Origin of the sequence: Psychroflexus aurantiacus, from assembly GCF_010820555.1 — a bacterium.
In the GTDB taxonomy this organism is placed as follows: domain Bacteria; phylum Bacteroidota; class Bacteroidia; order Flavobacteriales; family Flavobacteriaceae; genus Psychroflexus; species Psychroflexus aurantiacus.
On the sequence record NZ_JAAIKD010000001.1, the window covers coordinates 346601 to 360803 of the forward strand.

General features: G+C 42.3%; 11 protein-coding genes and 1 tRNA gene. 3 read left to right on the plus strand and 9 right to left on the minus strand.

Features of this window, described 5'->3' with window-relative positions:
• Nucleotides 1–15 precede the first annotated feature (15 nt).
• The 9 genes from G3567_RS01500 to G3567_RS01540 all read right to left on the minus strand — a co-directional run bounded on the left by G3567_RS01500 (nucleotide 16) and on the right by G3567_RS01540 (nucleotide 12580).
• Nucleotides 16–1224 carry a murein hydrolase activator EnvC family protein gene (locus G3567_RS01500; RefSeq protein WP_164003443.1) on the minus strand — a complete coding sequence of 403 codons (1209 nt, stop codon included), beginning with the start codon at nucleotides 1222–1224 and terminating at the stop codon, nucleotides 16–18.
• A complete protein-coding gene (locus G3567_RS01505) occupies nucleotides 1224–1988 on the minus strand; it encodes a DUF4292 domain-containing protein (RefSeq protein ID WP_164003445.1) in 765 nt (254 codons plus the stop codon). The genes G3567_RS01500 and G3567_RS01505 overlap by 1 nt, the downstream gene beginning before the upstream one ends.
• The gene (locus G3567_RS01510) at nucleotides 1988–3352 is read right to left on the minus strand and encodes a tetratricopeptide repeat protein (RefSeq protein ID WP_164003447.1); all 1365 of its coding nucleotides are present in this window, start codon (nucleotides 3350–3352) and stop codon (nucleotides 1988–1990) included. Before G3567_RS01510 ends, G3567_RS01505 begins: the two co-directional genes overlap by 1 nt.
• Nucleotides 3353–3356: 4 nt before the next feature.
• A complete protein-coding gene (locus tag G3567_RS01515) occupies nucleotides 3357–4370 on the minus strand; it encodes a sugar phosphate nucleotidyltransferase (RefSeq protein ID WP_164003449.1) in 1014 nt (337 codons plus the stop codon).
• Nucleotides 4371–4451: 81 nt separating this feature from the next.
• Nucleotides 4452–4886, minus strand: coding sequence for a dUTP diphosphatase (dut, locus tag G3567_RS01520; protein ID WP_164003451.1), 435 nt, complete (start codon nucleotides 4884–4886; stop codon nucleotides 4452–4454).
• A 96-nt stretch (nucleotides 4887–4982) separates the two neighbouring features.
• Nucleotides 4983–6437: a lipopolysaccharide biosynthesis protein gene (locus tag G3567_RS01525; RefSeq protein WP_164003453.1), complete on the minus strand. Its 1455-nt coding sequence runs from the start codon at nucleotides 6435–6437 to the stop codon at nucleotides 4983–4985.
• Nucleotides 6438–6540: 103 nt separating this feature from the next.
• The gene (locus G3567_RS01530; RefSeq protein WP_164003455.1) at nucleotides 6541–7740 is read right to left on the minus strand and encodes a hypothetical protein; all 1200 of its coding nucleotides are present in this window, start codon (nucleotides 7738–7740) and stop codon (nucleotides 6541–6543) included.
• A 533-nt stretch (nucleotides 7741–8273) separates the two neighbouring features.
• Nucleotides 8274–9710, minus strand: coding sequence for a DUF5689 domain-containing protein (locus G3567_RS01535; protein ID WP_164003457.1), 1437 nt, complete (start codon nucleotides 9708–9710; stop codon nucleotides 8274–8276).
• A gap of 20 nt (nucleotides 9711–9730) precedes the next feature.
• Nucleotides 9731–12580 (minus strand): TonB-dependent receptor, encoded by a 2850-nt coding sequence (locus G3567_RS01540; RefSeq protein ID WP_235923427.1) that lies wholly within the window; start codon nucleotides 12578–12580, stop codon nucleotides 9731–9733.
• Between the two features lie 124 nt (nucleotides 12581–12704).
• Between G3567_RS01540 and G3567_RS01545 the strand changes: the two genes are divergently transcribed.
• The 3 genes from G3567_RS01545 (at nucleotide 12705) to G3567_RS01555 (ending at nucleotide 14189) form a co-directional block, all read left to right on the plus strand.
• Nucleotides 12705–13823, plus strand: coding sequence for an endonuclease/exonuclease/phosphatase family protein (locus G3567_RS01545; protein WP_164003459.1), 1119 nt, complete (start codon nucleotides 12705–12707; stop codon nucleotides 13821–13823).
• A gap of 66 nt (nucleotides 13824–13889) precedes the next feature.
• Nucleotides 13890–14117 carry a hypothetical protein gene (locus G3567_RS01550; RefSeq protein WP_164003461.1) on the plus strand — a complete coding sequence of 76 codons (228 nt, stop codon included), beginning with the start codon at nucleotides 13890–13892 and terminating at the stop codon, nucleotides 14115–14117.
• Nucleotides 14118–14189 (plus strand) — tRNA-Arg (locus G3567_RS01555).
• The last annotated feature ends 14 nt before the right edge of the window (nucleotides 14190–14203 follow it).

The window sequence follows — 14203 nt, forward strand, 5'->3', positions numbered from 1 at the left end:
AATTAAGCTTGCCGGCTACAATTTATAAATCCATTGCTCGGGATTAAGCTTGGTGGTGTTTTTGAATAACTGAAAAATAAGCGTGGTTTTTCCCGAGGAAGAATTGATCCCTATCTCGCCAAGTTCTTCTCCTCTGGCTACTTTATCTCCAGATTTCACAAAGACTTTTTGCAGATTGTTGTAGATGGATAAATAATCGCCATGACGAACCATAACCACGACATTGGCGCCGGGGATTTTGCTCACCTGACTCACTTCCCCTTCAAAAATAGCTCTGGCCTTCCCGTTTTTCTCGGTGTCTATTCTTACACCGTTACTCATGATTTTTATGGTTTTTACAATAGGGTGTGGTCGCTCGCCAAAACGCATGGACACTTCCCCAGACCTGACCGGCCATGGCAATTTACCTTTGTTCTGTGCAAAATCCTTGGCCAGGGCTTTGGCTTCGGGAGTAAGATTGAAGGTCGCTTTCGCATCCGAACCACTTTTTTTGTTTTCCCTGGCAATGGCTTCACGAATCAACCGGTTGATTTCCCGATCTATTCGACTCACTTCCTGCTGCTTTTGTTTGAGCTCCCGGGTATACTTTTGCTTTTCTTTATTGATACTGGCAAGCAACTGATTTAAGTTGTTTTTATCACTTACTAGTTTGGATTTGGTGTTCCGGTTTTCGGCAATGATTTTTTCCTGATCCCTGCGCTGTTCAAACAAGGTGGAATTGAGTTCCTGAAGCTCTTCGGTTTGCTTCATAACTTCCTGTCCCTGAGTTTTTCTATACTGGGCAAACTGCTTCATGTATTGAATCCTTTTGTAGGCCTGTAAAAAGGACTCCGAAGAAAACAAAAACATAATCCGGCTTTTATTGGATTTGCTCCGGTAAGACTTTTGAATCATCTGCTCATAATCGGTCTTCAACTGTTCCAATTCATTTCTTAGCCTGTCAATTTTATTGGCGTTGGCATTGATTTCTCTGGTGAGTAAGTTGGCTTCCTGGTTGTTGACCTGTATCAACTTTTCTGTAGCGTTTATTCTTCTCTGAAGGTCTTCATACTCATTCAGGGCGGAACGGCCTTTGGTTTCGGCCGTTCTTATTATACTGTTGATTTGTTCTATTTCCTGCTGAATGGCCTGACGCTTGGCTTCAAGCTCGGCTCTGGTTTGAGCCTGTGAAGTTAAGCCTGATACAAGCACGGCAACTAAAAGGATGTACTGAAAGTATTTCATCAAAATTCTATGCGTTCGTAATTACTCGGAATTGAAAAAGGAAAACTCAGCTCTTTATTAAACATAACGGAACGGTATTCCAAATCGATGAGGACTATTTCCTCATCTTTTTTGGCCGTCATAATCAACTTGCTTGGAAATTTTTTATCGCCGACAGACTGAAATCTGTAATATTCCACCTCCAGACTTTCATTTCTTACATTTCGTAAAGATTGGGATTTCAGATCAAATCGTCGACTATCCAAGATAGCGGAATAGCCTAAGATAGATTTTATATTCTGAAGAAAGACATAGGCATTATCATCAAAAATCATCTGATTTCTTTTGAGTTCATACATGGGTCTGCCAATGAGTAAATTTTGCAGGTTTTGGAAGTCGACTTCCACCCCAAGAAACTCTTCCGCCAGTGCGAAATTACCGTCAAAATACGTTCCATTTATCTTTTCGTAATACTGAAATCGACCTGGCGTAATATAAACTTTGGCGACCGGCAGCAAGCCCATCACCTTAGCGCTCATCCAGATGGCCTTGTCTTTTTCGATTCTATAGGTGATGCTGATGGACTGCGAATCTTCTCCTGACAGATATCCTGCTTTTATCCGGCCGGTGACCGTTTCAAATTCGGCTAAGTTATCTTCGAAGGTATTCAAAACAACCCGGGCAGATTTCACTTTGGCTGCGCCTGCCACTTTAGAGGATTTGCAACCTGAAAAAGCAATCAGCACTGCCAAAACAAAACTTATCTTCAAAAACCGTCTGTACATCAATTGGATATTATGATTAATTTCTGCCCGTAAGCATTCGCTTTATCCTGCTCGCCTAAAGCAAGATGGAATTCTTTTAAGGCCATATATACGTTCTTCTTCAACGCCTTGTCTTCAAAAATGTAATCTAAGGCATTTTCTAAAACTTCAACCGCTTCCCGGTGTTTATTCAGCTGTCCTAAAGCAAAACCTTTCGTATAGTACAGATAAGCCTGAGAAGGAAAGCGTTCCAAAGCGCTTTCACTTGTCGCTAAAGCCTCTGTATAATTTTGCAAATCCATCTCCAGCTCAAGTATGTTTTTAATCAACATGAAATCGTTGGGTTTATTGCGCAGCGCAGACCTGAAATTTTCCAGGGCTTTGCCTTTATCTCTGGATTTATAGAATTGTCCCAGTTCTGCTTTGCTGGACGAATTTTTTTCTGAAGACAAGGCAGAATCCAAAACGCTGACGAAAGCGTCCTGAGCCTCAGGATCCTTAAGCGCTAAAGCTTTAAAGGCATTGATGACTTTCACCTTATCCTTCTCATCCAGGGTAAGACTTTCCACAACTTTATTGCTATAAATCTGAGCTTCAAAACTATTTTCACTCGCCAGGTAAGCCAACGCCATTTCTACATAAAGTTCCGGATCGTTAACCGAATTCTGTTCGAGTTCTTTACCGACTTTAATGGCTTTTTGCGGAGAATTTTTAAGTCTGTAAAGCTGCATTAGTAGGGTAGCGGCCCGGATATCTTCTTTTGAATTTTGAAATCGCTTTTTGAAGAGTTCGATGCCCTGGTTCAGCATTGACCCTTCTTTATAGATAATCATTCTGAAATCGTCTCGAAACTCATCGACGCCCTCTGCCGCATCAAACTTGTCCAAGGCCTCCAAAGCGGCCTGATAGTCTTTCTGAAGCAAATACAGATTGGCCAGTTCCTGAAAATAAACGGGATCGGATTCAGAAATAAATTCAGCCTGGCTTATGGCCTGCTCATAGTTTTTCTGCATTGAATAGATATAAAACAATTGCTTATGGATGTAAATGTCATCCCGATACGCCGAATCCTCCAGGGTCTTTTTAAGAAATTCCTCCGCCTTTTCGTAAGCTTCTAGATCCAGGTGATTTTTCGCCAGTTCATAAAAAACCGCTGTATTGTCAGGTTTGAGTTTAAGACACTTTTCCAGTGCTTCTATGGCTTTTTCCGGATTTTCCACAGCACGCTGTGCTATGGCTTCAAAAAAAATCTCCTGAAATTCGTCGGTGTTATTCCCTAGATCATCGGTGTTGATCTCCCGGGATAAATTGTCTTTGTCCTGCGCATGACTGCTTAAGACCACAGCAAGGCAGAAGACAAAGAAAAGACGAATCGCGTGAGACATAGTTTTATTCTAAAGTGGAATAATCTCCAAGACTTACAGAGGTAAACTCCCCGTTAAATTTAGCAAAATTACCGATCATGGCTTTATCTAATTTCGCATTGGTGATTTCGGAGTGCTCCTGAATCAAGGAGTTTTTGATAGTAGAGTTATCGACAATCGTGCCATTCCCTATGGAAACATTGGGACCGATTTTAGCGTTTTTTAAAAACACATGTTCCCCGATGAAACAGGGCTCTATGATTTCAGAATCTTCAATGTTTACCGAAGACGAAATCAATTGTTCTTTCTCCTCTTCGTGAATAAATTTCAACATGCGTGAATTGGTCTCGACCGTCACGTGTTTATTCCCGCAGTCCATCCACTCATCCACCTGGCCTGGCTTAAAGACAGCACCCTGTTCCCGCATTTTTTTGATACCATCGTTGATCTGGTATTCACCGCCATGCATGATGTTTTCTTCGATGACTTTTTCCAGCTGAGTTTTAAGCTGAGCGACGTCCTTAAAATAATAGATGCCAATCACAGCCAGGTCAGACACAAAGTCTTCAGGCTTTTCCACAAGTTCGGTGATGTGACCGTCCCCATTCAGATTCACCACTCCAAAGGCTTCAGGATTATCCACTTGCTTCACCCACATCACTGCATCTGCTTCTTTATCCAGTTTGAAATCAGCTTTAAACAAAGTATCTGCATAGGCTATAACCGCAGGGCCTTGTAAAGATTCTTTGGCACACATGATGGCATGACCTGTCCCCAGTGGTTTATCCTGGTAATAAATCGTCGATTTCGCCTTAAGTCCTTTGGCGATTTCTTTCAGTTTTTCTTCAATTTCGGCACCAAAATCTTCAGAAATAATAAAAGCGATTTCGTCGATTTCTTCCTCCAGAACATCAGCGATGCCTTCTACAAGGCGCTGCACAATAGGTTTTCCAGCAATAGGAATAAGGGGTTTGGGGATGGTAAGGGTATGGGGTCTTAATCTTGAGCCTCTTCCGGCCATGGGAACTATAATTTTCATAGAATGATTTTTTATTTAAGGTAATCTTTTATTCTTAAGTCTTTATAAAATTCAAGCTCATCTCCTGGTATTTCAAGTCACTTATTTTTCTCCTGTACTTCCAAATCCGCCTGCGCCTCTTTGGGTTTCAGACAGGGATTCGACAACCTGAAAATCGGCCTGCTCATGTGTTGCGAACACCAGCTGAGCGATGCGGTCGCCGGGCTGTATGCTGAATGTGTCTTTGGATAAATTGATGAGAATCACGCCCACTTCGCCTCTGTAATCGGCGTCGATGGTACCTGGCGAGTTAAGAACTGTAATTCCCTTTTTGAGAGCCAGGCCACTTCGTGGTCTCACCTGGGCTTCCACTCCCGCCGGGAGTTCCAGAAACAAGCCTGTTTTGACCAGGCAACGTTCCAGACTTTCCAGATGTATAGGTTCATCGATATGTGCTTTGAGGTCTACACCCGCAGACAGTGAGGTTTCGTAATGAGGTAAATCGAATCCCGAGCGGTTAATGAGGTTTACTTTCATGGTTCATTTTATTTTTTAATGGTCACAGCCGTCTGAATGACTCCGTCGGGCTGGTGTAAGCTTTGATGATTTAAATTATCATCTCGGTTTCATAAGTTATTTGCTAGTTAAAAGCCTGAACATTTCTTTTTTTTCATTATAAACTATGCCCGCACAAAATATTAAAATGAGCGTGATGCCCACGGTATAATTTGCTCTGAAATAGTAAAACGAAATTAGAGAAAATAGAACGGAAACGCAGAGATAAATTAACATTTTACCATATTTATAGGGAATGGGATAATGCTTTTGACCCAGAAAAAAAGAAATCAGCATCATGCTCCCATAAGCCGTCAGTGTTGCTATGGCTGAGCCTACATAACCGATCACAGGGATGAGCCACAAGTTGATTCCGATTGTAAATACCGCACCTATGGACGAGATATACGCCCCGAAGCGGGTCTTATCCGTCACTTTGTACCACACGGAAAGGTTGTGATAAATGCCCAGGAATAAGTTGGCCAGAAGAATGATGGGTACAATTTTCATCGCTTCCCAGTAACTTTCATCCTGAATCAAAATCACTTTAAAAACGTCAACAAACACAATCACGAACAGAAGGATAAGGGTTCCAATAATCACAAAGTATTTCGTAATCATGGCATAAGCCGTTTTAGGGTTTTTGCTGGAAGCGTGACTAAAGAAGAAAGGTTCTATTCCCAGTCTAAATGCCGTGGCAAACAGGGTCATAAACATGCCCAGTTTGTAACAGGCCGAGTAAATCCCAATTTGTTCTTTGGCTATATTTTCAGGAAGCATACGTTCCAGGAATAAACGGTCTACAACTTCATTGACAGAAAAAGCCAAGCCCGCAACTAAAACCGGGAGCGCATACTTCATCATGGATTTCCACAGCCCCCAGTCAAATTGAAATTGAATGCGTTTATAAAAAGGCGTAAGAAGCAGAAGCGTTATTGCGCTGGCGATAAGGAGAGAAATGAAGATGTAACTGACTTCAAAACCAGGGATATAAATGGAATTAAAGAAGGCGCTCGATTCTGCCAGGTCTTTCAGAAACAACAGAAAAAACACGTTTAAGCCCAGATTAACAGCGACGTTTAGCGTTTTTATAATGGTGAATTTCACTGGCTTGGTATTGGCTCTCAGCCAGGCAAAGGGGATAATGGCCAGGGCATCTAAGGCTAAAATCCAAATGATCAGTTCCAGGTTTTGAGCGCTTATCCGTGTAAAATCTTGAATCGATGGCATGAACAAATAGGCTAACATAACAAAGGCTATAGTGGAGGCGATGATAGACCAGGTTGAGGTTTGCACCACCTGTGATTTCTCTCTTTCTTTGTTGTAAAACCTGAAAAAAGCGGTCTCCATGCCGTAGGCGAGAATCACGTTGAAGATGACGAAATAGGAAAAGATGATCGAATAATCGCCAAAAGAGGTGCTGGCCAGAACTCCTGTGTAAAGCGGCACCAGAATCACCGAAAGCATCCTTGGGATGACGGTGGCTACTCCATAAATAAAGGTATTCTGAAAAAGTTTTTTATAAATATTCACTGACTGAGATTGATTTTTCAAATGTAGCAAAATATGAAGTCAAAAAGCGAGCTGACTTTACTTCCTGTGTATTGATAGGAACCGGTATACATAAAGTCTGCTGCTAAAAATTAAAAACCTCATTAAAAATGACGTATATGCCGTAAGAATAATCAAACTGATGTTTTTTATTTTCTTCAATGCCCAGGAGATCTTCAGAATCGTTCAGCTGATAAAAGCCTTCCAGCTGTATTCCCAGTTTCACATTTGACGCCAATTGCTTTTCATAAAAAAACCTGGAAAAAATCAAATTCCTGTCCGGCTCTTTCAGATCTATATATCTGTTGTCCAAAACAGTATTCCAGTAATTTATATTGCTTTTCAGGGAATAGGTTTGAAACATTTCGTTGCCTTTTGCAGAAACAAACTTATTGGCCTTGTAGTATCCGACTAAGAAATTGTATGCGTTTACCGTATAACTAAAGGTCAGGTAATGCGCATTTCCGCTCTCAAAAGGATATTCCGGAGGGGAAGAAATCGCGCTGTGCTGCAGAAAGTGATAATTTAAGACGAAGCCATTGTTTAATGCATTTAAGGCGTTGTATTCAAGACCTACAGACACATTTGTAATGTTTGAGGTTCCCGCCAGATTATTTTCGTCACGGTACTTTTTATTGATCTGCCCCCCTCTGTGGCGCCATAGATACTGAACAGGGAGGTACACATCCTCCCAGAGTTTTAGTTTAGAAACCGCTCCTATGGTGAACACCTCCCTCACCTCGCTATATTTTCTTATGTAGTCTTCCCAATCCAACCAGACCTCGGTCTCAATAATCTTCGATTTAAACCTATACTGAATACCGGTTTCAATGACCTGACTACTCAGTACTTTCTCACTAGCCATCAAAGGCTCGATTAAATTGTGATTGGACCGGGGAGAAAAATTCCCTAAAATCAACTGGTGATTTTTGGTTGTATAGACAAAACTAAAGGTAGGTATGGCCACATCGATAGAGGCTTCTCCAAAATGCTTTAAGAGGAACACACCTGCCCTGAACTGAGTCTTATCGGTATTGTTGTATATCAATTCGGGGTGAACCTGTGAACCTAACAAGGTCAGGCCGTCAGTTATAAAGTTGAAATACTCGTTGTTTTTAATGAAGTTTAAATTGTAAACCTCTAGTCCGAACTCCTTGCTATCATAACTTTCGCTTGTATCAGAAGAGTAGAAAACAGATTTTTGGGCCTGGATGTCCCTGGACATCGTCAGGACTAACAAAATTAATAAGCCGGTTGTCCATGCTGTTTTAGTATCCCACTTCATGTTAGGAAAAGCGTTTAAATTTTTTCATGCTGGTTTAAATTTAGAATAGAGCGGGTGAAGATTTATCATTGGATGAGATAGGGTTCTAAAAATAATTCAAGTCCAATTTCTAAAGGCTTTATCGACATTTTACTTTAGGACATTCCAAATGTAGCAAAATATGAAGTCAAAAAGCGACAATTGAAGCTCTGGGTTTATCTGATAAGAATAAGAACGCATATTTATATAGTGATGACCATCACTTATTTTCGTGGCTTTTCGTTTTTTCTTTGCGAACTTGGTGTGAGATATGTCTTTAATTATCAATGCTTTAAAAACACTGGCTACTTACAAGACTTTGAAAAAACCTTATTGAGTCCATTATTACTTTTTAGCTATATTTCTTGTTGAATTCAGGTTAGTTCTCTTTTCAATTGAAGCTGATATCAACCAGGCCAGCTAGATCCGAACATCCGCATGAAGTTAAAATTAAGCCTGAAGAAATGTAGTGATGAGCTTTGATGCTGACGGAAGCAAATTCAGAATAAAAAAATTTACTCCACATGAATTGTGATATCGTCTAATTCATAAACCCCGTCAAACTCGCCATCTTCGGTATCTTTGCCTGTGTATCTGAAAGCGATGTGACCACTCCCGTCAAAACAGGACATGTCCACAAGACCGGAGCTCACCCAGTCCCCAAAAAACTGTTCGTCTGAAACGATAAATGCATCCTGAACATTACCCCACTCTGCTCTGGAAATGCCTTCTTGGGTGCCATCCCAATTTACAGAATACAGAACCTCCATAAAACTGGCATCCGCAAAACTGTTGGAGGTTTTGAATTCCAAGGTGATTTTTGAATTGGTTTCGATAGGAATTTCAGGAGTGATCAACCAGGAAATAGTATGAGCATCCCCGGAATTGGCAGACCTTACCCTGGCAGAAATACCCAGCGAAGGGTTACTGCTATCACGTCGTGAAGAATAAGCTTCCCAGGTTTCAGTTCCTGCCTCAATATAATTGGTCCAGCCAGGAATAGCGATGGGCCTGTTCGTTCTTTGATCCTCGAAATCCACCGTGATGAACGGGCTGGCCGCAGGAGAGGCCGCTAAACCACAAGAAAACACGAGTGGATCGCATCTTTCCCCGGCCATATCCACAGCTTCCGGGGAGTTGATATAAAACGTGAAAAAATCTCCACGAAAATCCCGTGTTAAAATGCCCTGTACAGAACCAGAGCCCGAAGGCAGATTCAGGGTCTTAAAATCGGCAAAGGTACTGGTGCTAAAAATCAGTTTATAAGCACTTGCGCAGCTTTCTAAAATGCGCTCTCCGTCAAAATTATCAGTGGTTTCTGAGGCGTAGGTGGGTGTTGAATTTCCGGAAAAATGAATCCCGGAGAATTGAACATCGGTTAACTCAACATAGGTATTCACCTCTGAAAAAGATAGGTCTGAAAGCTGTCTTTGCAGGGGGATGATATCTGCCACAAGTGTATCTCTTACAATCACTTCTTCGACCAGTGCTTCCGGGATTCTTCCAATATCGATGCCATCCACAATGCCCAGTCTTGGTTCGCTGCCCTCTTGTTGTCCTACCGAAAGCCCGTCCAGCCTGATGTATACCTTTCTTCCAAAATCATATTTGGTAAAAAGCGGATTCTTATCCACCTGAACCGCTATGCCATAGGTTGGGTTTTCCGGTTTGTCCTGGACGATGAGTTCCCGGAAGAAATTGCCGGATTCATCGTTTGAAATCACATAGGCTTCCACATAATCCTGAGTGTCCTCAAAGGTGTAAGGCCCGTTATCATTCTGTGCCAAAATGCCTTTTAAAACAGAAAGACTCACTTTATTTCCTTCGATTTGAGGTGGTGTCTGCTCAAACTCGGGGGCGCTAAAATCATCATCTTCCACACACGAGCTGAAGGCTAAAAGCATCCCTAAACCGAGGAAAAAGAAGGCCGGGTGTTGATTTAAAATGTACATCGCTTTAGTTTTAAGTTTTTTTAAAATCGTATATAAGCACTTAGATAATAAGTCGTTCCAAAGCCGAAGAAATAGCGGTTACCGAATAATGCTCCGTTTTCCCTGCTGAGGTCTTCGCATCGACTTCTAAAATTGCTGGTTCTGGATTGCTCAAAGCCTCCGGTTTTATACGCCTGGTCGAGTATATTATTGATGACTCCGAAAAATCCTACATAATACTGGTCAACTCTCCAGGACTTTCCGGCAATGACATTGACAAGCCAATACGCCTCAAACCGCTCTTGTTTTAAAATTTCGCCTGCCAGCTCTTCATCGTAGTCGTTATAGACAATCCCGTCGGTATCCAGGGCAAAATTATCTGATCTTAATAAGCCGCCTGGACTTATAAAAGCGTGTGAAAAGTGATTGAGGGTCACGCCAAGATTCCAGTAGCTGGGATCTCTGTATTCAAATCCCAGCTGAAACACACGCTCTGGTCCTCCCGGAACTCGCAGGCCTTTCATGTCTGTTTTTCCATCCCCAAACCTCAGCTGCATATCCGGAAAGTTTTGACTGGTCAAATACAGTTCTGGATTGGAAGTGTAGATATACTGCCCAAATGACCCTGCTGTTTTGAGTTTTAAGCCTGGTAAAACCTGAGCTTCCACACCAAATTCAAGCCCGTAATGCATCCTGTCTATCCCCGTCATCACTTCCTGTACAAAGGCATTGTTTTGATTATTGGCTGAGGGCAGGCCTGTCAGCTCCTCCGTATAATAAAAGCCTACATTGGTTTCATCCTGAAAGCTGGTGTAAAAGCTTGTGAGGCGGGCGCTTAAAACCGGGGACTTATAGATATAACTTACATCCGCTGACTGGATTTTCACTTCTGAGATACCGTCCACCGTATCCCCGTTTTGCCTGGCATTGCTGTAAGAATTTCTGAGGTTTGGTGCGTTTTGGAAATAGGCTGCATTTAAGGTGAATATATGACGCCCGGACCATCGGTATATTGTTCCTGCCTTAAGCGCATAGGTTGTAAAATCCAGTTTTTCTCCAGGCCCGAAAGACCTGTCCCCCGGGAAAAATCCATTCTCATAAAGTCCTGTGCGCTGATAGCTTGTTTTTCCAAAACTCAGACCCGTATAAAAGTCAAGTCTTCTAAATTGAAACTGTACCTGAGCAAAGGCATCCATGACTGCAGCATCGATTTTGTAATTGTATTTATAGCGGTCTCCCACCTGCACCGTCCGGTTGGGAGTTCTTAAGTTGGACTGGGCCAAATCTGACCCCAAACCTGAGAGTAAGTCTGTTTCCTCCGCAAAGAAGTCGACATCCAGGAAACGTTCACCGCCCAGAAGGTCTTCCATCTGGGCAAAGTTTTCACTTTCCAGACTTCTGTAGTTGAGTCGGGCATTGATGGTGATATTGTCTTTTACTTTATAATCTAAAATCGAATTAGCCATAAACATTTTATCCTCTACCCTATCAGACTGCAAGGCATACGTAGAATTCCCTCCTCTGGACTGGTTCAAATAATTGGCGAAATAAAGTTCAGTCCAGGGGAGCTGCCCGTCGGCCTGAAATTCTCTTTGAGCCAGGTAGGCACTTTGATACTCGAAGGGGGATGGCCGGGAATCTCTTAAATAGTAACTCGGCAAGTTTTGATAATAAATGGGTGACGGGTTTCGGGCTCCTCCTAAGAAAACCTGTTCTCCCGTAGCCGGGTCTTCAAAAAGCCGTGTTCCTCCATTATCGATCCTGGTTGTGGAAGAGAAGCCAAACTGGTAACCGATATTCGTATTGAGCGAAAGCCTGTCGCTTAAATCCCAGTAATGGTTCAGCATCAAAACAGGTTCCTCGGTTTTTCGGATTCTGGAATTCCTTTGAACGCCATTCAACAGACCCCAGTTTGGGTTGTATGCAATGCCTTTCAAATCCACGACCTCCTGAGTGACTGGGGTGCCCATTCCTCTTCGGTTGGGCGCATAAAACCCGGTGAAATTTAAACTGTGTTTATCAGTGAAGCGCTTTTCTACTGAAAGTGCTATGGAATTGGCATCGTACAGGGTTCCTTCTCTAAAGCCTTCTTCGCCAAACCGCCTGGATAAGAGCAGCGAATAAGACCACCCGCCATTCATCAGGCCAGTATTATAACTTGCCATGACCCTGCCCTGGTAACTCCTGTTGGAACTCGCATAGGACACACGGCCGCCTTTTCGCATTTTAGAGGCTCTCATGATTATGTTGGCCACCCCGGCTACATCTCCTATGGTATAATCGCTTGCGGATGTACTCATCGAAAAGACACGGTTCCGCTGCACATCATTAAGTCCGCCCCAGTTGGCCCAGTTGGGTCTTCCTGTGAATTGTTTGTTCATTTCCAGACCATTGATCAGGAGTTTCCCGCTGGCATTATCCAGACCTCGCGGATTAAAAAAGGCGGCGCTGAAATCGAAAGCTGCTGCCCGTAAATACGTATCCTGAGATGCCGCCAAAAGACCTGAAATATTGAATGAAGAGGCATCCTCTCCGTCGAGTTCATCTTCAGACAAAGAAATGGTTCCTATTTGCCGGTTGACTTCACTGATATCGACTTCCAGAAACAACTCGCCAAGATTGAGTATTTGTCCCTGTTCAATAATCACAGGATATCGCTTTGACTCGTAATGGGTTCGCTGGACCCCTAAAATTTGTTCTCCCAGGGGCAATTCCTGGTTGACAAAGGAAAATTTACCCTGCGCATCGGTGAGGACTTCAATCCCGGTTCCTTCTATAGAAATCCGGGTTCCAGGAAGTGGCTCTTCGGTATCTATGTCTAAAATGATTCCAACAATATCTGTGGTTTGAGCATAAAACTCAAAGCTAATTAGCGACAACACTAACATCATAAATATTTGCCCAAACCCAACCATATCAGACTGATTATCAAATGTTTGAATACTACTAAGATATTTAAATAATAGATAAGTTGTATCTTAGGCATTCAAAAAAATTCTCACTAACAGGATTGGGATGAGATCAGGTTTAAAACCACTGGTATTTTTAATCGGTTTTCTGCTGATATTGGCGGGTTGTGATTCTGCCCGGAAAACAAGCTCTGCCTCCCAAAAAGCCGACGAATTTCTCATTACGACTGTTGCGTTTTATAATTTAGAAAATCTGTTTGACACCGAAGACGATCCAAATAAATTTGATGAATCCTCACCCATTATGGAGGTTTCTGAAGGAGAACGCGAGGCTATTTATCAAAAGAAAGTTGCCAATATGGCTAAAGTGATTGCCGATATAGGCACTGAGGTCACAGGCATGCCACCGGCAGTAATCGGGGTTTGTGAAATTGAAAATTTCAAGGTCTTACAAGACCTGGTAAACGACAAGCATTTATCTGCTTACGATTATGGTATCATTCATTATAACTCACCAGATGCCAGAAGCATAGACGTAGCTTTGCTTTATCAAAAAAACCTCTTTCGCCCTTCCTATTCCAAAGCCCACGAACTCATTTTATTCAGTGAGACCGACAGCGGTAAACGAAAATATACCCGAGATCAGCTTCACGTCAAAGGCAAACTGGACGGCGAAGACATGCATTTTATCGTGAATCACTGGCCATCCAGAAGCGGGGGTGAAAAGAGAAGCAGGCCTTTCAGAGCGGAAGCCGCCAGACTTACCAAAACCCTAAAAGATTCTATTCAAATACAAAATCCGTATGCTAAACTCATGATCATGGGCGATTTTAATGACGGGCCTTACAATGAAAGCATAAAAGAAGTGCTGGAAGCTAAAGCGCATGCCGACGATGTCAATCTCACCGATCTTTACAATCCTTTCGAAAAGCTTTACAAAAAAGGTGTAGGAAGCATCGCCTGGATGGATACCTGGGACCTGTTCGATATGATCCTGGTCACCAAACCTTTTATTAATACTGAAAACTACAATACGTACAGGCTTTACCAGGCTCATGTTTTCAATCCCTTTTATTTACAAACCCCAAAAGGCCGCTTCAAAGGTTATCCTTACCGGGCCTTTGCCGACGGCGTATTTACAGGAGGTTATAGCGATCACTTTCCGGTCTATTTGTATCTTATCAAAAAGAAAACCGATTCTGGAGAAGTGACTCTTACTGAATAAATAAGATTATTTTAATACCTCTTTATCAGGAGCATAAGTGTATTTTATTTAAGTTTAAAATAAAAAATGAAAAATCCCGGCATACCTTTATTGATTCTCACCACCTTAATTCTGATTCTTGTCACTATCTTTGCAGCACTTGACATGGCATTTTCCTGGGTGTTTTACCTCACTGTTTTAGGACAGGCTACGCTTGTGTTTGCCGTGTATAAGGTGCTCACCGACGATTACCAGACCGATAAGACCTTCAGGGACTGGTATGAAGATCGTCCAAAGTCAGAAGAAGATCAATAAGGCTCCGTAGTTCAATGGATAGAACAAAAGTTTCCTAAACTTTAGATCTAAGTTCGATTCTTAGCGGAGCTACTTTTGATTTAGGT